Annotated in this window: 21 protein-coding genes; 9 read left to right on the top strand and 12 right to left on the bottom strand. The window is 76.3% G+C overall.

All coding sequences use genetic code 11. The features are described from left to right. The first annotated feature begins 106 nt into the window (after positions 1-106). Positions 107-2431 (top strand): HelD family protein, encoded by a 2325-nt coding sequence (locus tag JIG38_RS10445; RefSeq protein ID WP_199423756.1) that lies wholly within the window; start codon positions 107-109, stop codon positions 2429-2431. On the opposite strand, the gene JIG38_RS21035 is transcribed toward JIG38_RS10445, so the two are convergent. Next, positions 2410-3255: a matrixin family metalloprotease gene (locus tag JIG38_RS21035; RefSeq protein ID WP_199423757.1), complete on the bottom strand. Its 846-nt coding sequence runs from the start codon at positions 3253-3255 to the stop codon at positions 2410-2412. The two genes, JIG38_RS10445 and JIG38_RS21035, sit on opposite strands and share 22 nt — an antisense overlap. Positions 3256-3337: 82 nt before the next feature. Between JIG38_RS21035 and serA the strand changes: the two genes are divergently transcribed. Then, on the top strand, positions 3338-4537 hold the full coding sequence (gene serA, locus JIG38_RS10455) for a phosphoglycerate dehydrogenase (RefSeq protein WP_199423758.1): 1200 nt from the start codon (positions 3338-3340) through the stop codon (positions 4535-4537). Positions 4538-4654: 117 nt separating this feature from the next. Here serA and JIG38_RS10460 read toward each other — a convergent pair whose 3' ends face one another. Continuing rightward, entirely contained in the window at positions 4655-4876 is a 222-nt protein-coding gene (locus JIG38_RS10460; protein WP_199423759.1) for a DUF5302 domain-containing protein, read from the bottom strand. A gap of 129 nt (positions 4877-5005) precedes the next feature. Between JIG38_RS10460 and JIG38_RS10465 the strand changes: the two genes are divergently transcribed. Together JIG38_RS10465 and JIG38_RS10470 are read left to right on the top strand one after the other, a co-directional pair. After that, positions 5006-6034 carry an aldo/keto reductase gene (locus JIG38_RS10465; RefSeq protein ID WP_199423760.1) on the top strand — a complete coding sequence of 343 codons (1029 nt, stop codon included), beginning with the start codon at positions 5006-5008 and terminating at the stop codon, positions 6032-6034. Positions 6035-6110: 76 nt separating this feature from the next. Next, positions 6111-7826, top strand: coding sequence for an AMP-binding protein (locus JIG38_RS10470; RefSeq protein ID WP_199423761.1), 1716 nt, complete (start codon positions 6111-6113; stop codon positions 7824-7826). A 58-nt stretch (positions 7827-7884) separates the two neighbouring features. Here the strand turns inward: JIG38_RS10470 and JIG38_RS10475 are convergent, their stop codons facing one another. The 3 genes from JIG38_RS10475 to JIG38_RS10485 form a co-directional block, all read right to left on the bottom strand. Next, positions 7885-8424 carry a hypothetical protein gene (locus JIG38_RS10475; RefSeq protein WP_199423762.1) on the bottom strand — a complete coding sequence of 180 codons (540 nt, stop codon included), beginning with the start codon at positions 8422-8424 and terminating at the stop codon, positions 7885-7887. 85 nt (positions 8425-8509) lie between these two features. Continuing rightward, the gene (nrdR, locus tag JIG38_RS10480) at positions 8510-8986 is read right to left on the bottom strand and encodes a transcriptional regulator NrdR (protein ID WP_199423763.1); all 477 of its coding nucleotides are present in this window, start codon (positions 8984-8986) and stop codon (positions 8510-8512) included. A gap of 86 nt (positions 8987-9072) precedes the next feature. Further along, positions 9073-9462, bottom strand: a complete 390-nt coding sequence (locus tag JIG38_RS10485) for a LysM peptidoglycan-binding domain-containing protein (protein ID WP_199423764.1) — start codon at positions 9460-9462, stop codon at positions 9073-9075. A 257-nt stretch (positions 9463-9719) separates the two neighbouring features. Here JIG38_RS10485 and lexA point away from each other — a divergent pair, with 257 nt between their 5' ends. Next, positions 9720-10472 (top strand): transcriptional repressor LexA, encoded by a 753-nt coding sequence (gene lexA, locus JIG38_RS10490; RefSeq protein WP_199423765.1) that lies wholly within the window; start codon positions 9720-9722, stop codon positions 10470-10472. Positions 10473-10529: 57 nt separating this feature from the next. Here lexA and JIG38_RS10495 read toward each other — a convergent pair whose 3' ends face one another. The 3 genes from JIG38_RS10495 to hflX all read right to left on the bottom strand — a co-directional run bounded on the left by JIG38_RS10495 (position 10530) and on the right by hflX (position 15483). Beyond that, positions 10530-11558 (bottom strand): L-lactate dehydrogenase, encoded by a 1029-nt coding sequence (locus tag JIG38_RS10495; RefSeq protein ID WP_199423966.1) that lies wholly within the window; start codon positions 11556-11558, stop codon positions 10530-10532. A 38-nt stretch (positions 11559-11596) separates the two neighbouring features. After that, positions 11597-13753: an ATP-dependent DNA helicase gene (locus tag JIG38_RS10500; RefSeq protein ID WP_233404817.1), complete on the bottom strand. Its 2157-nt coding sequence runs from the start codon at positions 13751-13753 to the stop codon at positions 11597-11599. A 242-nt stretch (positions 13754-13995) separates the two neighbouring features. After that, complete coding sequence (gene hflX / locus JIG38_RS10505) at positions 13996-15483, bottom strand: GTPase HflX (protein WP_199423767.1); 1488 nt, start codon at positions 15481-15483, stop codon at positions 13996-13998. Between the two features lie 110 nt (positions 15484-15593). Between hflX and JIG38_RS10510 the strand changes: the two genes are divergently transcribed. Further along, positions 15594-16262: a class I SAM-dependent methyltransferase gene (locus JIG38_RS10510; RefSeq protein ID WP_199423768.1), complete on the top strand. Its 669-nt coding sequence runs from the start codon at positions 15594-15596 to the stop codon at positions 16260-16262. Positions 16263-16294: 32 nt separating this feature from the next. Here JIG38_RS10510 and dapF read toward each other — a convergent pair whose 3' ends face one another. Genes dapF through JIG38_RS10525 form a run of 3 tightly spaced genes read right to left on the bottom strand, consistent with a single transcriptional unit; the run spans position 16295 to position 18959 of the window. Beyond that, positions 16295-17281, bottom strand: a complete 987-nt coding sequence (gene dapF, locus JIG38_RS10515; protein WP_199423769.1) for a diaminopimelate epimerase — start codon at positions 17279-17281, stop codon at positions 16295-16297. Next, positions 17278-18225: a tRNA (adenosine(37)-N6)-dimethylallyltransferase MiaA gene (miaA, locus tag JIG38_RS10520; RefSeq protein WP_199423770.1), complete on the bottom strand. Its 948-nt coding sequence runs from the start codon at positions 18223-18225 to the stop codon at positions 17278-17280. The genes dapF and miaA overlap by 4 nt, the downstream gene beginning before the upstream one ends. Further along, positions 18222-18959: a class III extradiol ring-cleavage dioxygenase family protein gene (locus JIG38_RS10525; RefSeq protein ID WP_199423771.1), complete on the bottom strand. Its 738-nt coding sequence runs from the start codon at positions 18957-18959 to the stop codon at positions 18222-18224. Before JIG38_RS10525 ends, miaA begins: the two co-directional genes overlap by 4 nt. Before the next feature lie 88 nt (positions 18960-19047). On the opposite strand from JIG38_RS10525, the gene JIG38_RS10530 reads away from it, so the two are divergent. Further along, positions 19048-19620 (top strand): YbjN domain-containing protein, encoded by a 573-nt coding sequence (locus JIG38_RS10530; RefSeq protein ID WP_199423772.1) that lies wholly within the window; start codon positions 19048-19050, stop codon positions 19618-19620. Then, the gene (locus tag JIG38_RS10535) at positions 19617-20099 is read left to right on the top strand and encodes a type III secretion system chaperone family protein (protein ID WP_199423773.1); all 483 of its coding nucleotides are present in this window, start codon (positions 19617-19619) and stop codon (positions 20097-20099) included. The genes JIG38_RS10530 and JIG38_RS10535 overlap by 4 nt, the downstream gene beginning before the upstream one ends. Before the next feature lie 31 nt (positions 20100-20130). Here the strand turns inward: JIG38_RS10535 and miaB are convergent, their stop codons facing one another. Further along, entirely contained in the window at positions 20131-21762 is a 1632-nt protein-coding gene (miaB, locus tag JIG38_RS10540; protein WP_199423774.1) for a tRNA (N6-isopentenyl adenosine(37)-C2)-methylthiotransferase MiaB, read from the bottom strand. A gap of 179 nt (positions 21763-21941) precedes the next feature. Here miaB and JIG38_RS10545 point away from each other — a divergent pair, with 179 nt between their 5' ends. Continuing rightward, on the top strand, positions 21942-22730 hold the full coding sequence (locus JIG38_RS10545) for an amino acid ABC transporter ATP-binding protein (RefSeq protein WP_199423775.1): 789 nt from the start codon (positions 21942-21944) through the stop codon (positions 22728-22730). The last annotated feature ends 9 nt before the right edge of the window (positions 22731-22739 follow it).

Consider the following 22739-nt stretch of genomic DNA (forward strand, 5'->3'; position numbering starts at 1 on the left):
GCGCGCCCGGCGGGTTCACCCGGGTCCCGCACCGCGCACCGGCACGGACCGGCCCCGTGAGGGCTGATAATGGACGGCCGCATCCGCGACGGGTCCAGGGGGTCAGGTGTCTTCGAGGCAGGACCAGCTCCGCCAGGAGCAGGCCGCGGTCGACGTCCGGTACGCGCGGCTGGACGAGCTGCGGGCCCAGACCCGTGCCCGCCTCGCGCGCGTCCGGCGCGTGGGTCCGTCGGGCTCGCCGCAGAACCGCTCGGAGCGGGACGCCTTCGCGACGCTGTACGAGGACCGGCTCGCGCAGCTCGAGGCGGTCGAGCAGCGCCTGTGCTTCGGCCGCCTGGACCTCACCGAGGGGTCCGTGCGCTACATCGGCCGGCTCGGCCTGACCGACGCCGAGCACACCTCCCTCCTCACCGACTGGCGCGCCCCCGCCGCGCAGGCCTTCTACCGGGCGACGTCCGCGCAGCCCGACGGCGTGCTGCGCCGGCGCCACCTCGTCACCCGCGGCCGCGTCGTCACGGGGCTCGAGGACGAGGTGCTCGACCTCGCGGCGCTGGTCGGCGACGAGGGCACCGTGGCCGCCGACGACGCGCTCGGCGGCGCCGACCGGCGCGGTCGCGCCGACGAGGTGCTGGACGGGCTCTCGGGCGAGGGCGCGCTGCTCGCCGCGCTCTCGACCGCGCGCACGGGCCGGATGGGCGACATCGTCGCGACGATCCAGGCCGAGCAGGACGCGATCATCCGCTCCGACCTGGCGGGCGCGCTCGTCGTCCAGGGCGGCCCGGGCACGGGCAAGACGGCGGTGGCGCTGCACCGCGCCGCCTACCTCCTCTACGCGCACCGCCGGACGCTCGAGCGGTCGGGCGTGCTCGTCGTCGGACCGAGCCACACGTTCCTGCGCTACATCGACCAGGTCCTGCCCTCGCTCGGAGAGACGGGCGTCGTCACGGCCACGGTCGCGGATCTCGTGCCTGGTGTCCGGGCGACCGCGACCGAGCCGGACCGGGTCGCCGAGGTCAAGGGCCGCGCCGTCATGGCGACCGTCCTGGCCCGCGCCGTGCGCCAGCGTCAGCGGGTGCCCGCCGAGCCGGTGAGCGTCCGCGTCGACGGGCGCGTGGTGACGATCACGCCGGCGGACGTCGCCGACGCGATCCACCGCGCCCGGCGCACGGGCAAGCCGCACAACCTCGCGCGGGTGACGTTCGTGCGCGACATGCTCGCGCGCCTCGCCGCGCAGTACGTCGCGCAGCTCGGGCACGCCGTGCCCGCCGAGGACCGCGCCGAGGTGGTCGAGGAGCTCCGCTCGCTGCGGGAGGTGCGCATCGCGCTCAACCTCGCGTGGATGCCGCTGACCCCGCAGAAGCTCGTCGGCGACCTGCTCACGCGCCCCGCGCGCCTGGACGCCGCCGCGCGCGAGCTGAGCCGCGCGGACCGCGCGCTCCTGCTCCGGGACCCGGAGCACGGCTGGACGCCCGCCGACGTGCCGCTGCTCGACGAGGTCGCCGAGATGCTCGGCGAGGACGACCAGGCCGCCCGCGCGCAGGACGCCGAGGACGCCCGGCGGCGCGCGCAGGACCTCGAGTACGCGCGGCAGGTGCTGTCGTCGTCGGGCTCGGGACGCGGCCTGGTCAGCGCCGAGCTGCTCGCCGACCGGTTCGCCGAGGGCGGCCCCCTGCTCACGACGGCCGAGCGCGCCGCGGGCGACCGCACGTGGACCTACGGCCACGTCGTCGTCGACGAGGCGCAGGAGCTCTCGGCCATGGCGTGGCGCATGCTGCTGCGCCGGTGCCCGACACGGTCGATGACGATCGTCGGCGACGTCGCGCAGACGGCGTCGCCCGCCGGCGCGCGCGCGTGGGCGCAGACGCTGGACCCCGTGCTGCGGGGCTCGTGGCGCCTGGCCGAGCTCACGGTCAACTACCGCACGCCCGCGGAGGTCGCGCGCGCCGCGCAGCGGGTCGCGCGCGCCGCGGACCTGCCGGTGAGCCGCCTGACGTCCGCCCGCGAGGTCGCGGACGCCCTCGTCGTCACCACCGTCGCGGCCTTCGACGGCCAGCTGGTCGACGCGGTGACCGACGCGCTGCGCGTCGCCGGCACGGGGCCCGACGCCGCGGACGGCGAGGGGGGCCGCGTCGCCGTCATCGCCGCGCCCGGGCGGGTCGCCGACGTCGCGCGCGTGCTCGGGGCGTCGCGACTCGCCGGGGCCCTGGGCGCCGGAGCGGGCGCGCACGTGCTCGACGCCCCGCTCGCGGTGCTCGCGCCGCGCGACACGAAGGGCCTGGAGTTCGACGTCGTGGTGCTCGTCGAGCCGGGCGAGCTCGAGGGCACACCGGGCGACCTCTACGTCGCGATGACGCGGCCCACGCGTCGGCTGCACGTGCTGACGACGGGACCGCTGCCCGCGGGCCTGGCTCAGTCCTCGCAGGCCACCTGACCCACGAGCGCGAGGCCCTGCAGGTCCCCCGGACCGAGGTCGGTGCGCGTCGAGGTCACGGGGTGCATGAGCTCGCCCGGGTCGTCGACGTGGTCGAGGCCCAGCACGTGCGCGAGCTCGTGGACGACGATCGCGCGCGCCTGGGCCGCACCGCCGTCGCGCTCGAGCAGGCCGCCGATGTCCTCGGCGTCGAGCACCAGGCGACCCGCCGCGAGCCACTCGCCCTCGCCGTCGGCGCCCGGGACGGCGGCCGAGCCGCCGACTCCGGCGACCTGGCCCGCGAGCTCGGGGACCGTCGCCTCGTCCGACCACGCGACGAGCACGGGGGCCCAGCCGTCGCCGTAGCGCTCGGGCTGGATGAGCGGCCGCTCGAGCACGGGGGGCTCGTCGGTCTCCCCCACCGGCACGAGCACGAGCCCCGTCGCGGCCTCGACGACGGCGACCGCCTCGTCCAGGACGGCCCGGCCGCCGTCGGGCATGCCGTCGCCGCGCAGGACCCACCGGACGGGCCGGCACGGGTCGTACCCGACGGGGCCGCCCTCGGCGGTCGTGTGGAGGAACGCGTGCGACCCCGCGGTGGTCACGGGCACGGCGGGGGCCATCCGGCCCTGCGCCGGCTCGGGCGCGGGCACCGCGACGGCCTCGCCGTCGATCTCGACGTAGGCGCGCGGCCGCACGAGGGAGGCCAGGTCGCCGTCGGTGCGCACCACCGCCCCGCCGGCGGCGACCGCGAGCAGCAGGAGCGGGACGAGGACCAGCCCTCGGGGCCGGCGTCGGCGCACGGGCGGCGCGGCAGGCCGCACGGCCTCGTGATCGTCGCCCACGGCCGCAGTCTCCCGCGCCGGGGCGTGTCCCGCCTGTCGGGCCGTTCTTCGCGGTCCGCGGCGTTCGGTCCACCATGGACCCGTGCTGCGCGCCCTGCTCCTCGAGAGCCTCCACCCCCTGGCCACGACGATCCTGCAGGGCGACGACGTCGACGTGACGTCCCGGACCGGCGCGCTCGACGAGGACGAGCTCATCGAGGCCCTCCAGGGGGTCCACCTGCTCGGCATCAGGTCCAAGACGCAGGTGACGCGCCGCGTCCTCGAGAACGCGCCGGACCTGCTCGCCGTCGGCGCCTACTGCATCGGCACCAACCAGATCGCGCTGCGCGCGGCCGCCGAACGGGGCGTCGCCGCGTTCAACGCGCCGTTCTCGAACACGCGCTCGGTGGTCGAGATCACGCTCGCCGAGATCATCGCGCTGACGCGCCGCCTCACCGAGCGGGACCGCGCGCTCCACGCGGGCGTCTGGGACAAGTCCGCGGAGGGTGCGCACGAGGTCCGCGGCCGGACGCTCGGCATCGTCGGCTACGGCAACATCGGGACCCAGCTCTCCGTGCTGGCGGAGGCGCTGGGCATGTCGGTCGTGTTCTACGACTCGGCCGAGAAGCTCTCGCTCGGCAACGCGCGCCGCATGCAGACGCTCGACGAGCTGCTCGACGTCGCCGACGTCGTGACCCTGCACGTCGACGGCCGGGACGGCAACGCCGGCCTCTTCGGCCCTGCGCAGTTCGCGCGGATGAAGCCCGGCGCGATCTTCCTCAACCTCTCGCGCGGCTTCGTCGTCGACTACGCCGCGCTGCGCGACCACGTCCTGTCGGGTCACGTGGGCGGCGCCGCGGTCGACGTGTTCCCGGACGAGCCCAAGCGCCGCGGCGACGCGTTCGAGTCCGACCTGCGCGGCCTGCCGAACGTCATCCTCACCCCGCACATCGGCGGGTCGACCGAGGAGGCCCAGGAGGCGATCGGCCAGTTCGTCTCGAACAAGCTGCGGGACTACCTGCGGACGGGCTCCACCACGCTGAGCGTCAACCTGCCGAACCTGGCGCTCGACGCCTCGCCGGCGTCGCACCGGCTCGCGCACCTGCACCACAACACCCCCGGCGTGCTCGCGGGGATCAACCAGACGCTCGCCGAGCACGGCGTGAACATCGAGGGCCAGCTCCTCGCGACCCGCGGCGAGCTCGGCTACGTCGTCACCGACGTCGCGGCGGACCTGGGCCCGGACGTGTGCGACGTGCTGCGGACGATGGACCAGACGATCCGGCTGCGCGTCCTGTCCTGACGCCGTCGGGCGCCGGACGCGCGACGGCCGCCGCCCCGGGCGGGGCGGCGGCCGTGCGTCGGGCGTCGTGCGTCGTGGTGCACCGGACGTGCGGTCCGGCGGCTGAGGGACCTGCGGTCAGCCGGTCTTGCGGCGGAACGTGCGCTTGCCCCGGCCCGTGACCTCGGACCCGTGGACCACGCCGGTGTTGGCGCGTCCCTGGGCGCTGCGGTGGGCCGCGCCCTGCTTGCGCTCGAGCGCCTCACGGAACCGCGCCTTCGCGTCGGGTGCGGCCGTGTCGCCGTCCTGGGCTGCGGTGCCGGTCTCGGGGGCGGGCGCCCCGCGGTCGTCGTCGGCCATGGCCACCTCCGGGTCTCGTCGTGGGCCGGGCGTCGCACGGCCGTCGGCCACGCTACGCGACGTGGCGAGGGTTTTACGCCCGGCCGACCGACGCCCCGCCGCGGCACGCGCTGGCGTAGCGTCGGGGCCGTGGCAGCTCCGACGACGACCTTCCGCCGCGCCGGCCGCACGGGCCTCGACCTGCCGGCGGTCTCGCTCGGGCTGTGGCAGGGGTTCGGCGACGACCGACCCGAGGAGCGGCAGCGCGAGATCGTGCTCCACGCCGTCGAGCGCGGGATCACCCACCTCGACCTGGCGAACAACTACGGACCTCCCCCGGGCGCGGCCGAGGCGTTCGTCGGCCGGCTGCTGCGCACGGCGCTGCGCGGTCGCCGGCACGAGCTCGTCCTCACCACCAAGGCGGGCTACCGCCAGTGGCCGGGGCCCTACGGCGAGCACGGGAGCCGCAAGTACCTGCTGGCATCCCTCGACGCCTCGCTGGAGCGGCTCGGCGTCGACCACGTCGACGTGTTCTACAGCCACCGCTTCGACCCGAGGACGCCGCTGGCCGAGACCCTCGGCGCGCTCGCGACCGCCGTCGCCTCCGGCCGGGCGCGGCACGCGGGCATCTCGTCGTACTCGGCGACGCGCACCCTCGAGGCGCTCGAGGTCGCCCGCGGCCTCGGCCTCACGCTCGCGGTCCACCAGCCCTCGTGGTCGATGCTCAACCGGTGGGTCGAGGAGCCGACCGCGCCGGACGGGCGCTCGCTGCTCGACGTCGTCGGCGACGCCGGCATGGGCCTGGTCGCGTTCTCGCCGCTCGCCCAGGGCCTGCTCACCCAGAAGTACCTCGACGGCGTGCCCGAGGGGTCGCGCGCGTCCCGGGCCGCGTCGTTCGACCCGGCGTGGATCACGCCGGAGGTCCGGGCCAGGGTCCGGGGGCTCGACGCGGTCGCACGGGGCCGCGGCGAGAGCCTGGCGCGCACCGCGATCGCCTGGGTGCTGCGCGACCCGCGCACGACGAGCGTGCTGGTGGGTGCGAGCAGCGTCGCCCAGCTGGACGACAGCCTCGGCGCCCTGGCGTCGCCGCCGTTCACCGCCGAGGAGCTCGCGGCGATCGACGAGCACGCGGTCGACTCGGGCGTGAACCTGTGGGGCTCGCGGTCGAGCGACCTCTGAGGGCCGTCCGGGCGAACCTCCGCGCCGCGGCGGCTACCGGTCCGTAACCTACGGTTCCGTAACCTAGGATGGGGACGTGCCGTACGACGACGACCGCCCCTGGCTCTCCTCCTACGCGCCCGGCGTGCCCGGCGACGTCGACGAGCCCGACGAGCCGGTGACCCGCACGCTCGAGCGTGTCGTCGCCGCGTACGGCGACCGGGTGGCGACCGACCTGCTCGGCGCGACGACGACGTACGCGACGCTCGGCCGGCGCGTCGCCCGGGCCGCCGGGGCCCTGCGCGCGGCGGGCGTGCGGCCGGGTGACCGCGTCGCGCTCGTCCTGCCCAACTCCGCGACGCACGTCGTCGCCTTCTACGCCGTCCTGCGCCTGGGCGCCGTCGTCGTCGAGCACAACCCGACGTACTCGAGCGAGGAGCTCGGCCACCAGCTCGCGGACAGCGGGGCGACCGTGGCGCTCGTCTGGACGAAGGCGGTGGAGCGCGTGCTCGACGCGCGCGAGCGCACCGCGCTGCGCACCGTCGTCGCCGTCGACCTCGCCGCGGACCTGCCGTGGCGCTCGCGCCTGCTCCTGCGCCTCCCGGTCCCGGCCGCACGCCGCAGCCGCGACGCCCTGCGCAGCCCCGTGCCGCTCGCGCCGGGGACGACCACGTGGGCGGCGCTCCTGCGCGGCGCGGCACCGCTGCCGGCCGACCACCCGCACCCGGACCTCGACGACGTCGCGCTCCTGCAGTACACGGGCGGCACGACGGGCACGCCCCAGGGAGCCGTCCTCACGCACCGGAACGTCGCCGTCAACGCGGCGCAGGGCCAGGCCTGGACGCAGCACCGCGTCGGGACCGAGACGGTCTACGCCGCCCTGCCCTTCTTCCACGCGTTCGGCCTCACGCTGTGCCTCACCTACGCGGTGCGGATCGCCGCGACGTCCGTGATCTTCCCCAAGTTCGACGTCGACACGGTGCTCGCAGCCCAGCGGCGCCGGCCGGCGACCTTCCTGCCCGGCGTGCCGCCCATGTTCGAGCGGCTCGCCGCCGCGGCGCGCGAGCGCGGCGCGGACCTCACCTCCATCCGGCAGGCCATCTCGGGCGCGATGGCGCTCTCGCCGGAGACGGCAGCGGCGTGGGAGCAGGTCACCGGCGGCATCCTCGTCGAGGGCTACGGCATGACGGAGACGTCCCCGGTCGCGCTGGGCAACCCCGTCTCCCCCGCGCGCCGGCCCGGGCGGCTCGGGCTGCCCTTCCCGTCGACGCGGATGCGGGTGGTCGACCCGGAGGACCCGACCCGCGAGGTCGCCCCGGGCGAGCAGGGCGAGCTGCTCGTCAGCGGGCCGCAGGTGTTCCGCGGGTACTGGGGCCGCCCCGAGGGCACGGCGGCGGTGCTCGTCGAGCTCGACGGGCGCACGTGGCTGCGCACGGGCGACGTCGTCGTCGTCGAGGACGGCGGCTTCGTCCGGCTCGTCGACCGCATCAAGGAGGTCATCATCACGGGCGGGTTCAACGTGTACCCGTCCCAGGTGGAGGACCACCTGCGCGAGATGCCGGGCATCGAGGACGTCGCCGTCGTGGGCGTCCCGGCGGGTGGCGACCTGGGCGAGCGCGTCGTGGCGGCCGTCGTGCTCGCGCACGGCGGCCCGCGGGTCGACCTCGCCGCGGTGCGCGCGTGGTCCGAGAAGCGGCTCGCGCGCTACGCGCTGCCGCGCGACCTCGTGGTGCTCACGGAGCTGCCGCGCTCGCAGATCGGCAAGGTGCTGCGGCGCGTCGTCCGCCAGCAGGTCATCGACGACGGGTCCTGAGCGCGGACGGGGACGTCCCCGGCGTGGCGTGGTCCCCCGGCGACGGTCGCCGAGGAGCTCAGACGGGCGCCTCGCGGCCGTCCGAGCGCCTCAGGGCCCGCCCCCGCACGTAGGCGTGGACCTGGTCGAGGGTCGTGACCTGACGGTCCGTCTGCTCCCACAGCTCGCGGCAGCGCACCGCGTCGATCCCCAGCGAGGGCGCGAGCTCGGTCAGCGTCTGCCACAGCCCGCGCTTGCCCATGACGGCGCTGCGGAGGATCTCGACCTCGAGCAGGGCCGTGATCGGCGAGCTCCGGACCATGCCGCCGCCCGCCTTGAGTCGGGCCACCCGCTCGCCGAGCCAGGTCGCGACCTGCTTGGGCAGCGCCTGCGTCACGCCGAGCGAGCCGAGCAGCGCCCTCAGCTCCTCACGCTCGGCCGCGACCTCGGTCGCCACCCGGTCGATCCCGGGGCCGACGGGCGTGCGCGCCAGCACGTCGGCCGTGCGGCGCATGCGCTCCGCGCCCGCGACCGCGCCGGCGAGGTGGTCGTTGAGGTAGACGGCGAGCAGCCGCCGGTCGAGGTCGCCGGGGCCGCTCGCGTCCGGGGTGCCCGTCATGGTGCCTCCGCCTGGGTCGTCGCCCCGTCAGGTCGGGGTCCCGCCAGCGTGGCACCGCAGTCCGGGACCCGCGAGCCGGCCGCCGTCAGGCGCCGGCCGCGTCCCCGACGGGCTCGTCGTGCTCGGCGCGGAGCGCGGTGATCGCGGCCTCGAAGTCGTCGAGGGAGTCGAACGCCTGGTAGACGCTCGCGAAACGGAGGTAGGCCACCTCGTCGAGCTCGCGCAGCGGGCCCAGGATCGACAGGCCGATCTCGTGGGCGTCGAGCTCGGCGGTCCCCGTGCTGCGCAGGGTCTCCTCGACGCGCTGGGCGAGGAGGGCGAGGTCGTCCTCGCTCACGGGCCTGCCCTGGCAGGCCTTGCGGACGCCGTTGACGATCTTCTCGCGGCTGAACGGCTCGGTGACGCCCGAGCGCTTGACCACCGAGAGCGACGCCGTCTCGAGCGTCGTGAAGCGCCGCAGGCACTCGGGGCACTGCCGCCGTCGGCGGATGGACGAGCCGTCGTCCGACGTCCGGGAGTCGACGACGCGGGAGTCGCCGTGCCGGCAGAACGGGCAGTGCACCTGCCTCCACCTCCTCGCGCTGACCGCCACACCGTACGGTCGCGCGCAGGCCGCTGCAAGGAGCGCGAGCGGGGCCGCCCGCCGCGTCAGCCGACCGGGACGAGGATCTCCTGGCCCGCCTGGAGGCCGGCGTCGCCGAGGCCGTTGAGCTCGACGAGCTCGGCGACGACGTCGCGCAGGTCGGCGCCGGGCGCGGCGACCTCGCCGGCGATCTGCCACAGCGTCTCCCCGGGCGCGATCACGCGGGTCTCGACCGGGAGCGCCGCGCCCGGCGCGTCGGCCGTCGCGCTCTGCGCCGACAGCCCGACCCCCGTGGCGACCGCGACGGCCAGTGCCCACACGACGAGGCGGCCACGGCGCGTGAGGCGCAGCGAGGCCCCGGACGGTGCGACCCCGGCCGACGCGGCGCGGTCCGCACGCGGGCGGCGCGCCGGCAGGGTCAGGACGGGCTCGTGGTCCCAGGTGATCGCGCTCATGGCGCCTCCTTCGGTCGAACGTCTGTTCGTCGAACGTCTGTACGATGTCTACCACGCGGACGACACGCTGTCGAGACACGCTCGAACAGGTGTTTGATCACCGCGTGCTGCGCCCCTAGGGTGGGGAGCACGGCGCAAGCCCATCACCGGGCACTGACACGAACCGGCGTGCACCGGGACAGCGGGCGTCAGCAGGCTCAGGAACCAGCAGGACCAGCAGGCATCAGCAGGCCGACAGCACCGAGACGGAGGGCGCGATGGCACCCAGGAGCACACCCCCGACGGGTCCCGACGGGACTCTCGCGTCCGTCCACGCGCTGCCGGACGGGCCTGCGGGGGGCGACGGCCTCACCCCGCGGCAGCGGCTGGTGCTCGAGACGATCCGGTCGAGCGTCGAGCGCCGCGGCTACCCGCCGAGCATGCGGGAGATCGGCGAGGCGGTCGGCCTGACGAGCCCGTCGTCGGTCAAGCACCAGCTCACGGTGCTCGAGCGCAAGGGCTACCTGCGGCGCGACCCGCACCGGCCGCGGGCGATCGAGGTCGTGCACCCGGACGACTCGCGGGCGATCGGCCACCTGTCGCCCGAGACGGACGAGGCGGTCGTCGACGAGACGGGCCTGCGGGACGCGGCACCCGCGCCGTCGTACGTCCCGGTGGTCGGGCGCATCGCCGCCGGCGGTCCGATCCTCGCCGAGCAGGTCGTCGAGGACGTCTTCCCGCTGCCGCGCCAGCTCGTCGGTGACGGCGAGCTCTTCCTGCTCAAGGTCGCGGGCGACTCGATGATCGAGGCGGCCATCTGCGACGGCGACTGGGTGGTCGTGCGGCGCCAGCCGGTCGCCGAGAACGGCGAGATCGTCGCGGCGATGATCGACGGCGAGGCGACCGTCAAGACGCTGCGCCGCGCCGACGGCCACGTGTGGCTCCTGCCGCAGAACGCGGCGTACGCACCCATCCCGGGCGACGACGCCGTCGTGCTCGGTCGCGTGGTGAGCGTGCTGCGGAGCCTGTGACCCGTCCGCCGCGGGCACGGACCTGACCGGGCGACGCGCCCGGTCGGGTCCGTGCGGTCAGAGGCCGAACTGGCGCGCGACCGCGCGCAGCTGGTCGGCCGACCGCCGCAGGCCCTCGAGCTCGGCGTCGGACATCGAGACCTCGAGGCGTGCGCCGACGCCCTCGCGACCGACGATCGAGGGCACCGAGAGGCACACGTCGGAGATCCCGCGGTAGTCCTCGAGCAGGGACGAGACGGGCAGCACCCGGCGCTCGTCGCCCAGGACGGCCTCGATGATGCGGGACCCGGCGAGCGCGACGGCGTAGTTGGTCGCGCCCTTGCCGGCGATGATCCGGTACGCGGAGTTCACGACCTCCTCGGCGATCCGCTCGCGGTCGGCCGCGTCGAGGCGACCGGTGATGCCGTTCGGCCCCGGGATGCCCGGCCACTCCATGAGCGGCACCGAGCCGATGGTCGCCGAGCTCCACAGCGGGATCTCGGAGTCGCCGTGCTCCCCCGCGATGTACGCGTGGATGTTCTGCACGGCGACGCCGGTGTGCTGCGCGAGCAGGTACCGCAGCCGGGACGAGTCCAGGACGGTGCCCGACCCGAACATCTGGTTGGGGGGCAGGCCCGAGAACTTCAGCGCCGCGTACGTGACGATGTCGACGGGGTTGGTGACCATGACGTAGACCGCGTCCGGCGCCACCTCGACGAGGCCCGGCAGCATCGACCGGACGAGCGAGATGGTCGCCTCGGCGAGGTCGATCCGCGTCTGCCCGGGCTTCTGCTTCGCCCCGGCGGTGACGACGACGACGTCCGCGCCCTCGCACACGGCGATGTCGTCGGACCCGACGACGTCGGCCATCGGCATGAACTGGATGCCGTGACCGATGTCGAGCGCCTCGGCCTCGACCTTGGCCGCGTTGATGTCGTAGAGCGCCACCGTGCGGGCGGCGCCGCGCATGAGCGCCGCGTAGGCCATGGTCGAGCCGACGGAGCCCGCGCCGACCACCGCGAGCTTCGTCGTCCGGCGCCCCACGGGTGAGGCGTCGAGCCCCAGGTCGTCGAGCTCGCGCTGCCCGCGTCCGGCCGTGTCCACCATGGTCTGCGCTCCGTCCGTCGGGTCCTGGGATGCCGGGCTCACCCTACGGCGGGTGCGGCCTCCTGCGCCGCCAGGCGCCGCAGCGCGGACCGCACGACGTCGCCGTCCGTCGTCTGCCAGAAGGGCGGCATCGACCGCGCGAGGAAGGTCCCGTACCGCGCGGTCGCGAGCCGCGGGTCCAGCACGGCCACGACCCCACGGTCCGTGTCCGTCCGGACGAGGCGGCCCGCGCCCTGCGCGAGCATGAGCGCGGCGTGCGTCGCCGAGACCGCCATGAAGCCGTTGCCGCCCGCCCGCTCGACGGCCTCGGTCCGGGCGGACCGCACCGGGTCGTCCGGGCGCGGGAACGGGATGCGGTCGACGAGGACGAGCCGGCACGTCCGGCCCGGGACGTCGACCCCCTGCCACAACGACAGCGTCCCGAACAGGCACGTCGCGTCGTCCGCCGCGAAGCGCGCGACGAGGGTCGGCAGCTGGTCGTCACCCTGGCAGAGCACGGGCACGTCGAGCCGCTCGCGCATCGCCTCCGCGGCCGCGACCGCCGCGCGGCGCGACGAGAACAGGCCCAGCGTCGCCCCGCCCGCGGCCTCGACGAGCGCGGCGATCTCGTCGAGCTGCGCGTCCGTGGTCGGCTCCCGGCCCGGCGCGGGCAGGTGCCGCGCGATGTAGAGGATGCCGGCCCGCGCGTAGTCGAACGGGCTGCCGACGTCGACGCCCGTCCACGGGGCCGGCGGCGGCTCCGCGGGCGTCGCGGCGCCCGCGCCCGCGGCGGCGGCCCCCGGACGAGGCTCGGTCCCGCGCGCCACGGCGTCCGCCCCCGCCGCGCTCCCCGCGACCGGGGCGAAGCCCGCGTCGGCGAGGGCCGGCGCGCCGTCCAGCCCGACCGAGCGGGCGAGCGGCGCGAAGCTGCCGCCGAGCGTCAGGGTCGCCGAGGTGAGCACGGCGCTCCGCCCGGCGAGCAGGTGGGTCCGCACCAGGCCCGCGACGGCGAGCGGCGCCGCGTGCAGGCGCGAGACCCCCGCCGACCGGCCCCAGCCCTCGCCGCCGCGCGCGCACCAGACGACGTCGCGGCCGTCGCGGACCGCGTCGCCGGTCATCCGCTCGGCGATCTCGAAGACCGTGAGCACGGCGGACGTGGCCATCTTGCGGCCGCCCTCCGCCGTGGGCGCCACGGTCGCGCCTGGGTCCGGCCTCAGGACGGTGAGGAGGCCGCGCGCGGCGTCGCGCACCGCGGCGACGGACGCCGCCAGCCCGGCGGGGAGACCGTCGCGGAACCGGCCCTCGGGCGCCTCGGCGAGCGCGGCGCCCAGGTCCTGGCCCGCGACGTCCAGGTCCGTCGTCGGCACGCCCCCGTGCCGGCGCGCGAGGCGTGCCGCGTGCTCGACGGTCGCCGCCGAGAGCTCGGCCGTCGCCTGCGCGGTCACCCGGTCGACCAGCTCGTGCGCCTCGTCGACGACGAGGACGTCGTGCTCGGGCAGCACGCCCGGCGACCCGCCCGCGGCGATGCCGAGCATCGCGTGGTTCGTGACGACGACGTCGGCTTCGCGCGAGCGGGCCCGGGCGCGCTCCGGGAAGCAGTCGTCGACCAGCGGGCACTTCGGGCCGAGGCACTCCATGGCGGTCACGGACACCTGCCGCCACGCGCGGTCCGGCACGCCCGGGACGAGGTCGTCCCGGTCGCCGGTCTCGGTCTCGGCGGCCCACTCGCGCAGGCGGACGACGTGTCGCCCCAGGTCGCCGACCCCGGACCGACCCCCGGACCCTGCGCCCTCGCCCGCGGGGTGGTCGGCGGCGCCCGGCGCCTCCCCGAGCGCGTCGAAGAGCGTGCCCGGCTCGTCCTGCGGGTAGCCGCCCGCGACCTTCTGCAGGCACACGTAGTTGTGCCAGCCCTTGAGCAGCGCGATCTGCGGTGCGCGCGGCAGGTGCGGCGCGACGGCCTCGGCGACGAGGGGCAGGTCCCGCGTCATGACCTGGCGCTGGAGCGCGAGCGTGGCGGTCGAGACGACGACGCGCTCGTCGGCGAGGACGGCGTGACGCACCGCCGGGACGAGGTACCCGAGCGACTTGCCCGTGCCGGTGCCGGCCTGCACGAGGAGGTGCTCGCCGGTCTCGAGCGCGCGCGCGACGGCCCGGGCCATCTCGTGCTGGCCCTCGCGGCGCCGCCCGCCGAGGGCGTCGACCGCGCCGTCGAGCAGGAGCTCGACGTCGTCCGCGGCGGCCTCGGGGCGGGCCGCGCGCGCGTCGGGCGCCGCCCCGCGTGGCCCACCGTGCTCAGGCGGGTCCGCCGACGCGACCCCGCGGACGGCGGCCGAGCCCTCCGGGGGGCCACCCGGGGCGGTGCGCGGGGGTCGGGCAGGACTCACCGAGGCAGCCTAGGCGCTGCCCGACCACGCCGGCCGCGCCGCACAGCCCACGGACGCAGGTACGGACGCTGACCTCAGCGGACCGCGGCCGCCCGCAGCTCGGCCGCGAGCTCGCTCGCCACGCGCCCGCGCAGGAGGGTGCCCGCCTCGGTGTGCTCCTCCGAGTCGACCTCGCCCTCGGAGTGCGCGCGGCTGACGAGGTCCCCGCGCTGGTAGGGGACGACGACCTCGACCGCCTCGCGCGGTCGGGGCAGCTCGGCCGCGATCATCTCGCGCAGCTGGTCGACGCCTGCGCCGGTGTGCGCCGACACCACGACCGAGTGCGGCTCGCGCCGCCGCATGCGCACGACGACGTCCGGGTCGGCGACGTCCGCCTTGTTGAGGACGACGATCTCGGGGATCGCGTCCGCGCCCTCGATCTCGGCGAGCACGGCGCGCACGGCGGCCACCTGACCCTCGGGGTCCGGGTGGGAGACGTCGACGACGTGCACGAGGACGTCGGCGTCGCCGACCTCCTCGAGCGTCGAGCGGAACGCCTCGACCAGCTGCGTCGGCAGCGACCGCACGAACCCGACCGTGTCCGTGAGCGTGTAGGCGCGCCCGTCGGGCGTCTGCGCGCGGCGGACGGTGGGGTCGAGGGTCGCGAACAGCGCGTTCTCGACCAGGACGCCCGCGCCCGTGAGCCGGTTGAGCAGGCTCGACTTGCCGGCGTTGGTGTACCCCGCGATCGCGACCGAGGGCACGTGGTGCCGCTTGCGCGCGGAGCGCTGGGTCGCGCGCGAGGGCGCCATGGCCGCGATCTCGCGCCGGAGCTTGGCCATGCGCGTGCGGATCCGGCGGCGGTCGAGCTCGATCTTCGTCTCACCAGGACCGCGCGAGCCGATGCCGGCGCCGCCGGCGACGCGGCCACCCGCCTGCCGCGACATCGACTCGCCCCAGCCGCGCAGGCGCGGGAGCAGGTACTCGAGCTGGGCGAGCTCGACCTGCGCCTTGCCCTCCCGCGACTTGGCGTGCTGGGCGAAGATGTCGAGGATCAGGGCGGTCCGGTCGATGACCTTGACGCGCACGATGTCCTCGAGCGCCCGGCGCTGGGACGGGGCGAGGTCGGCGTCGACCACGACCGTGTCCGCGCCCGCGGCCTGGACGAGCTCCGCGAGCTCGGCCGCCTTGCCCGACCCGAGGTAGGTCGACGGGTCCGGGTGGGACCGCCGCTGCAGGATGCCGTCGAGCACCTGCGAGCCGGCGGTCTCGGCGAGCGCCGCGAGCTCGCGCAGGGAGACCTCCGCGTCCTCGCCCGTGCCGGACGTCCAGATGCCGGCGAGGACCACGCGCTCGAGCCGCAGCTGCCGGTACTCGACCTCGGTGACGTCGGCGAGCTCGGTGGACAGGCCCGACACACGTCGCAGGGCGGCGCGGTCCTCGCGGTCCAGCTGCTGCCCGTCGGCCTCGGCGGTCCGGGTGCCACCCTCGTCGAGCGCCGTCCCGGCGCGGGCCAGGACGCGGGCGACGACGGCGTCGGCGAGCTCGCGCTCCTCGCGGGTGGTGGGTTCGTGCTGGGTCATCGGTGCCTTTCCGTTCCGGTCCACCCAGGGTGTCACGCGTCCCGACGGCCCGCGAAGCGAATACGCCGACAGCGCAGCGTGCGCGGAGCACGGCGGCTAGAGTGCCGCGCGTGCCCCGCCCGACCGCTCCGACCGGCCCCGACGCGGCGGACGAGCCCGACGGCACGGGCGACCACTACTTCACCGCGAGCCCCGCGTCGCCGGCCGAGCTGCGGCGGCTCGAGGTCCGTCTCGGCGGCCGCGACCTCACGCTGACCACCGCGGGCGGCGTCTTCTCCCCCGGTCGGCTCGACCTCGGGACCCAGGTGCTCCTGCGCACCGTGCCGGACCCGCCGCCCTCCGGGCACCTGCTCGACCTCGGGTGCGGCTGGGGGCCCGTCGCCCTCTCGCTCGCGCTCGCGTCCCCGGGCGCGACCGTGTGGGCCGTCGACGTCAACGAGCGCGCGCTCGACCTCGTGGGCCGCAACGCGCGCGAGCTCGGGCTGACGAACGTCGTCGCTGCCCGGCCGGACGACGTGCCCGGCGACGTCCGGCTCGCGGCCCTGTGGTCCAACCCGCCGATCCGGGTGGGCAAGGACGTGCTGCACGCGATGCTGCGACGCTGGCTCGCGCGGCTCGAGGAGGGCGCGTCCGCGCACCTCGTCGTGCAGCGCAACCTCGGGGCGGACTCGCTCCAGCGCTGGCTCGAGGACGCCGGCGCCGTCACCAGCCGGGTCGCGAGCGCGAAGGGGTTCCGGGTCCTGCGGGTCGACGGGCCGGGGACGATCGCCCCGAGCTGACCTCCGGCACCGCCCGACCCGGACGCGCCGGGTCAGACCGCCGCGAGCGCCGTGAGGTCGACGTCGGCCTCGGCGACGATCACCGCCGGGCCCGCGAGCTCGACGCGCTCGCCCCGCACCCGGACGCGCACGGTGCCCCCGGGCACGTGCACCGACCAGACGTCGGGCGCCGTCGGCCCGGCCCACGCGCGCACCGCGAGGGCCGCCGCGCACGCGCCCGTCCCGCACGAGCGCGTCTCCCCGACCCCGCGCTCGTGGACGCGCATCCGGACCTCGCCCTCGGTGACGCCGTCGTGCGCGGACTCGCCGAGCGGCACGACGAGCTCGACGTTGGTGCCGTCCGGCGGCACGGGGCTCACGTCGGGCGCGTGGGTGAGGTCCGCGCCGGCGAGCTCGTCGAGGTCCGCGAGCGCGAGCACGGTGTGCGGGTTGCCGACGTCGACGCTCAGCGCGGGCCGCGCGACGGCGAGGCCCGTGACGGCGACCTCGGCGTCCTGCCCGGCCTCGCGCGCGCGGTCGCCGCCCGGGAGGCTCCACGCCCCCATGTCGACGGAGTACCAGGGTCCGGCGCCGTCCGGCGCGGGGACGCGCACCACGCGGCGCACGCCCGCGCGCGTGCCGACGACCAGCTCGCCCCGGCCGTCCCACAGCCCGCGGTGCTCGGCGAACCGCGCGAGCACGCGCACGCCGTTGCCGCACATCTCGGCGACCGAGCCGTCGGCGTTGCGGTAGTCCATGAACCAGCCGGCCGCGGGCTCGTCGGCGAGCAGCGCGGCGCCCTCGGGCAGGTGCTCGCTCGCGACGAGGCGGATGACGCCGTCGCCGCCCACGCCCGCGCGGCGGTCGGCGAGCGCGCGGACCAGCGCCGCGTCGAGGGTGAGCGCGCCGTCCCGGTCGTCGAGCAGCACGAAGTCGTTCTGCGTCCCGTGCCCCTTCCACACGTGCAGCGTCGGCCGTGCTGCCGGCGCTGCCGGTGCTGCAGGCGCTGCGGGTGCGGCGGAGGCCGCGGGCGAGGTCATGAGCCGAGCGTACGGCGGCGCGAGCCGGGGTCGGCGAGGCGTCCGTCGTCCGCCTGCGCCACGAGGTCGAGCGCACGACCGACGAGGTCCGGGTCCTGGGCGTCGAGCCAGTGCACGCGCGGGTCGCGGCCGAACCAGCCCATCTGCTTGCGTGCGAGCCGGCGCGTCCCGGCGACGACCCCCGCGCGGGCGTCGTCGAGCGTGCGCTCGCCGCGCAGCGCCGCCAGGACCTCGGCGTAGCCCACGGCGCGCCGGGCCGTGCGGCCGAGCCGCGGCGCGAGGCCCACGACCTCCGCCACGAGCCCGCGGTCCCACATGCGCTCGACCCGGCGTGCGACGCGCTCGTCGAGCACGGCGCGGTCGCAGTCGAGGCCGAGCTGGACCGCGGGACGCACGTACTCCTGCTCGGGCAGCGACGCCGTCCACGGCCGCCCCGTGAGGGTGATGACCTCGAGCGCGCGCACGACGCGGCGGGTGTTCTGCCGTCCGATCGTGCTCGCCGCGGCCGGGTCGAGCGCCGCGAGCTCGTCGTGCAGGACCCCGGTCCCCTCCGCCTCGGCGCGCGCCTCGAGCTGCGCGCGGACCTCGGGGTCGACGGGCGCGAGCTCCATGCGGTCGAGCAGCGCGCGCACGTACAGGCCCGAGCCGCCGACGACGACGGCGCGCAGGCCGCGGCCGGTGATCGCCTCGACGTCGGCCCGGGCGGCGCGCTGGTAGGCGGCGACGGACGCGTCCTCCTCCACCTCGAGCACGTCGAGCTGGTGGTGCGGCACGCCCCGCCGCTCCGCGTCGGTCACCTTGGCCGTGCCGATGTCCATGCCCCGGTAGAGCTGCATCGCGTCGGCGTTGACGACCTCGCCGCCGAGCGCGAGCGCGAGCGCGACACCCAGGTCGGACTTGCCGGTCGCCGTCGGCCCGACGACGGCGACCACGGGCCCGCTCATGCGCGCGCCCACGCGGCGACGACGTAGGTGGCGCCGAACGGCGCCGACCGGGCGAGCAGGCGGCCCGGCGCCAGGGGGGCACCGCGCGCCGCGCCCGCGAGGACCTGCCACGGGCCCCACGCGCTCACCGCGAGCTCGCCCGCGAGGTGCGCGGGCACCGCGACGAGACGGTCGAGCGCGGGCGCGTCGAGGCTGAGCAGGTCGGCGACGACGGCGTCCTCGACGTCGGGCGCGCGGTCGTCGGTCGGCAGCGGCCCGTCCGGGCCGCGGCGCGCGCTGAGCGACCCCACCAGCAGCAGCGCGACGCGGGCCGACGCGTCGGCGACCGACGCGCCCTCGTGCGCGAGCGCCCGGGGGTCCCGCCCGCCGGCGACGAGCACGGCGGTCGGCCCTCGCCAGCCCGCGGCGACGAGCGCACGCCGTCCGACCGCCGCGGCGACGCCGCCCGACGGCGACCGGTCGTCACCCGGGGCCCGCGGAACGGCGGGCCAGCCCAGGCCGTCGTCGGGCAGGCCCGCGGGGCCCAGCGAGGCGACCTCGTGACCCCGCGTCGGCGACCCGCCCGGGCCCCGCGTCACGGGGACCACGACGACCACGAGGTCCGGCGCCGTGGCGAGCAGGGTCGCGAGGGCGTCGAGGGCCGCGTCGCGCTCGCGCCCGAGCACGTCCGCGCGCCCGGCCGCGCCGGGGACGAGCAGGACCGTGTCCGGGATCAGCGCGGCACCGACGAGCACGACGGCGACGCTACCGCCCGGCGCCCGGGGCGGCCGCCACCCGTGCGGCGCTGCCGGGGCCGTCGGGGGGCACGGGTACCCTGGGCCGATGGGGTTCTTCTCCTGGGTGCGTCGCGTCGTCGAGGCCGGTCCGCCGGCCCGTGAGGCGACCCAGGGCCGGCCGCTCGCCGGCCTGCTCGGCGACCCGGTCCGCCGCGCACCGCTCCAGCGGGTCGAGACGCCGCGCGACGTCCCCACGCCGCTGACCACCGAGCGCCTGCGTGCGTGGTTCACCCACCACGGCTACACGTACTTCGTGGACGACGAGGGCGACGTCGGCGGGCTGTGGCGCGGCCGCCTGTTCTACTTCTTCCTCTTCGGCGACCACCACGAGATCCTCCAGGTGCGGGGGCAGTGGAACCGCGAGTTCGCGATCGAGCGCCTCACCGAGGTCCTCGAGATCTGCAACGAGTGGAACGCCGACAAGATCTGGCCGAAGGCGTACGTGCGCGTGCGCGACGACGGCATGGTGCACCTCACGTGCGAGGTCGCCACCGACCTCGAGCACGGCGTCACCGACGCCCAGCTGGGCCAGCTCCTGCACTGCGCGCTGAGCGCCTCGAGCCTGCTCTTCGACACGGTCGACGGGCTGTTCCCCGACCCGGCTGCGAGCGCGCCGTGAGGGCCCGGCGCCGCGACGACCCCGCGCACGAGGCCGGCCGGGGTCCGTCCCGCCTCGTCCAGCGGCCCCGCCCGCTCGACAGCGCGCGGGTCGAGGCGTACCTCGTGGGCCAGGGCTACCACGTGCAGCGCGACGAGGACGACGACCTCACGGGCACCTGGGACGGCGACCGGTTCTGGTTCCTCCTCCTCGGCGAGAACCACGAGGTGCTGCAGGTCCGCGGCCGCTGGCACCGCACGGTGCCCGAGGAGCGGCGCGCGGCCGCCCTGCTCGCCGTGAACGACTGGAACCGCGAGCGGATCTGGCCCAAGGCCTACGTGCGGTCGGAGGAGGGCGAGCTCGCCCTGTACGGCGAGGTCTCGGTCGACCTCGAGCACGGCGTGACCGACGACCAGCTCGCCCAGCTCGTCGCGTGCGGCCTCGGCACGGGCGTGCAGCTCTTCGCGGCGCTCGGCCAGCTCGTGCCCGAGGAGGGCTGAGCCGGGTCCGTCGCGCGCCCGGCGCCGCGCCTCAGGCGCGGCGGAGCGACGGCATCGGGAGGGCGACGGGGCCGCCCTGCGCGCCGCCCCCGGCGCCGTGGCCGTGGGCGTCGTCCTCGAGGCCCGCACGGGCACGCTCGCGCGCCGCCCACGCGTCGCCCGCGCGCGTCCGCCGGACGGCGTACGGGCCGCCGTCGAGCGCCGAGTCCGCGACGAGGTGGTGCGGCGCGGCCTGCGTCACGCGGACCGTCACGAGGTCGCCGGGCCGCGGCAGGTCCGCGGGCAGGTCGACGAGCGCCCGGGGGTCGACGTCGGGCGCGTCGGGGCGCGCCTCGAGCGCGCCCGCCACGCCGGGCGGCGTCGCGAGGTGCACGAGACGGTTGTCGGCGGCGCGGCCCGTGACCCGGTGCGTCGCGCCGTCCTTGCGACCCGAGCCCTCGGCGACGAGCACCTCGACCACCCGGCCCACCTGGAGCGCGTTCTCGCGCGTCGACACGGCCTCCTGGAGCGCGACCAGGCGCTCGTAGCGCTCCTGGACGACGGCCTTCGGCAGCTGGTCCGGCAGGTCGGCGGCGGCGGTTCCGGGACGCGGCGAGTACTGGAACGTGAACGCGGACGTGAAGCGCGAGGCCTCGACGACGCGCAGCGTCTCGGCGAAGTCCTCCTCGGTCTCGCCCGGGAAGCCCACGATGATGTCGGTGGTGATGGCGGCGTCGGGCATCGCCGCCCGCACGCGGTCGAGGATGCCGAGGAACTTCTCCGAGCGGTACGAGCGGCGCATCGCGCGCAGGACGCGGTCCGAGCCCGACTGCAGCGGCATGTGGAGCTGTGGCATGACCGTCGGCGTCTCGGCCATCGCGGCGATGACGTCGTCGGTGAACGCGGCGGGGTGCGGCGAGGTGAAGCGGACCCGTTCGATGCCCGGGACGGCGCCGACGGCGCGCAGCAGCTTCGCGAAGGCCCCGCGGTCGCCGAACTCGACCCCGTAGCTGTTGACGTTCTGCCCGAGCAGCGTGACCTCGACGGCGCCGCCCGCGACGAGCGCCTCGACCTCGGCGAGGATCTCGCCCGGCCGGCGGTCGCGCTCCTTGCCGCGCAGGTGCGGGACGATGCAGAACGTGCACGTGTTGTTGCAGCCGACGCTGATCGAGACCCAGCCGGCGTAGACGGACTCGCGCCGCGTGGGGAGCGTCGAGGGGAAGACCTGGAGCGACTCGGCGATCTCGACCTGCGCCTCGGCGTTGTGCCGCGCGCGCTCGAGCAGCACGGGCAGCGCGTCGAGGTTGTGGGTGCCGAAGACGACGTCGACCCACGGCGCCTTCTCGACGATGACCGAGCGGTCCTTCTGCGCGAGGCAGCCGCCGACGGCGATCTGCATGCCCGGCCGCGCGGCCTTGACCGACGCGAGGTGGCCGAGGTTGCCGTAGAGGCGGGTCGCCGCGTTCTCGCGCACGGCGCACGTGTTGATGACGACGACGTCGGCGCGGGACGCGGCGGCGTCGTCGGCCGGGGCGGGCACGTACCCCGCCGCCTCGAGCATGCCGGCCATGTGCTCGGAGTCGTGGACGTTCATCTGGCAGCCCAGCGTGCGCACGACGTACGTCGGGCGCGCCGCGGCGTCGTCGGCGGACGGGGGCAGGGTGCTCGGCAGGGTGGTCGTCATGGCCCCACCAGGGTACGGCGGGCCGCGCGGCGCTCCGTCCGGCGTGGGACGACCTGCCCCGGTGGGCAGCGGGTGAAGACCCGGCACTGACGATCTCTTGACCGGCTGTTGCCGATTCGTGACCCGAATCGCCACGCATCGAGTGGCCCGGCGGCGTCCCCGGCCCCTAGGTTCAGCAGATGACGTCTGACTCCCCCGAGCCCGGCCTCGCGCTCGGGCGCAGCCCCGTCGGAGACCCCCTGGTGGTCCTCACCGACGTCGACAAGCACTTCGGGGCCCTGCACGTGCTGCAGGGCATCGACCTCACCGTGCACCGCGGGGAGGTCGTCGTGGTCATCGGCCCGTCCGGCTCGGGCAAGTCGACGCTGTGCCGGGCGATCAACCGCCTCGAGACCATCGACTCCGGGACCATCACGATCGACGGCCAGCCGCTGCCGGCCGAGGGCAAGGCGCTCGCGCGCCTGCGGGCCGACGTCGGCATGGTCTTCCAGTCCTTCAACCTCTTCGCCCACAAGACCGTGCTCGAGAACGTGACCCTCGGCCCGATCAAGGCCAAGGGCATGCGCGCGTCGGAGGCGCGGACGCTCGCGATGGAGCTGCTCGAGCGGGTCGGCGTCGCGAACCAGGCCGCGAAGCTGCCCGCGCAGCTCTCGGGCGGCCAGCAGCAGCGCGTCGCGATCGCGCGCGCGCTCGCCATGCGGCCCAAGGTCATGCTCTTCGACGAGCCGACGTCGGCCCTGGACCCGGAGATGATCAACGAGGTCCTCGACGTCATGGTCTCGCTCGCGGCGGACGGCATGACGATGATCGTCGTCACGCACGAGATGGGCTTCGCCCGCAAGGCGGCCCACCGCGTCGTCTTCATGGACGGCGGGCAGATCGTCGAGGAGGCCGACCCCGAGACCTTCTTCACCGCGCCCCGCAGCGACCGGGCCAAGGACTTCCTGTCCAAGATCCTCACCCACTGACCACCGCGC

Origin of the sequence: Actinotalea solisilvae (assembly GCF_016464425.1) — a bacterium.
Lineage (GTDB): Bacteria > Actinomycetota > Actinomycetes > Actinomycetales > Cellulomonadaceae > Actinotalea > Actinotalea solisilvae.

What these genes read in the sequence shown, in the direction of transcription:
- JIG38_RS10530 (WP_199423772.1), top strand. Translation starts at nt 19,048, where the DNA reads ATGGGGTTCTTCTCCTGGGTGCGTCGCGTCGTCGAGGCCGGTCCGCCG.
- JIG38_RS10460 (WP_199423759.1), bottom strand. Translation starts at nt 4,876, where the DNA reads ATGGCCGACGACGACCGCGGGGCGCCCGCCCCCGAGACCGGCACCGCA.
- hflX (WP_199423767.1), bottom strand. Translation starts at nt 15,483, where the DNA reads ATGACCCAGCACGAACCCACCACCCGCGAGGAGCGCGAGCTCGCCGAC.
- miaB (WP_199423774.1), bottom strand. Translation starts at nt 21,762, where the DNA reads ATGACGACCACCCTGCCGAGCACCCTGCCCCCGTCCGCCGACGACGCC.
- JIG38_RS10495 (WP_199423966.1), bottom strand. Translation starts at nt 11,558, where the DNA reads ATGGTGGACACGGCCGGACGCGGGCAGCGCGAGCTCGACGACCTGGGG.
- JIG38_RS10545 (WP_199423775.1), top strand. Translation starts at nt 21,942, where the DNA reads ATGACGTCTGACTCCCCCGAGCCCGGCCTCGCGCTCGGGCGCAGCCCC.
- miaA (WP_199423770.1), bottom strand. Translation starts at nt 18,225, where the DNA reads ATGAGCGGGCCCGTGGTCGCCGTCGTCGGGCCGACGGCGACCGGCAAG.
- dapF (WP_199423769.1), bottom strand. Translation starts at nt 17,281, where the DNA reads ATGACCTCGCCCGCGGCCTCCGCCGCACCCGCAGCGCCTGCAGCACCG.
- lexA (WP_199423765.1), top strand. Translation starts at nt 9,720, where the DNA reads ATGGCACCCAGGAGCACACCCCCGACGGGTCCCGACGGGACTCTCGCG.
- JIG38_RS10485 (WP_199423764.1), bottom strand. Translation starts at nt 9,462, where the DNA reads ATGAGCGCGATCACCTGGGACCACGAGCCCGTCCTGACCCTGCCGGCG.
- JIG38_RS10475 (WP_199423762.1), bottom strand. Translation starts at nt 8,424, where the DNA reads ATGACGGGCACCCCGGACGCGAGCGGCCCCGGCGACCTCGACCGGCGG.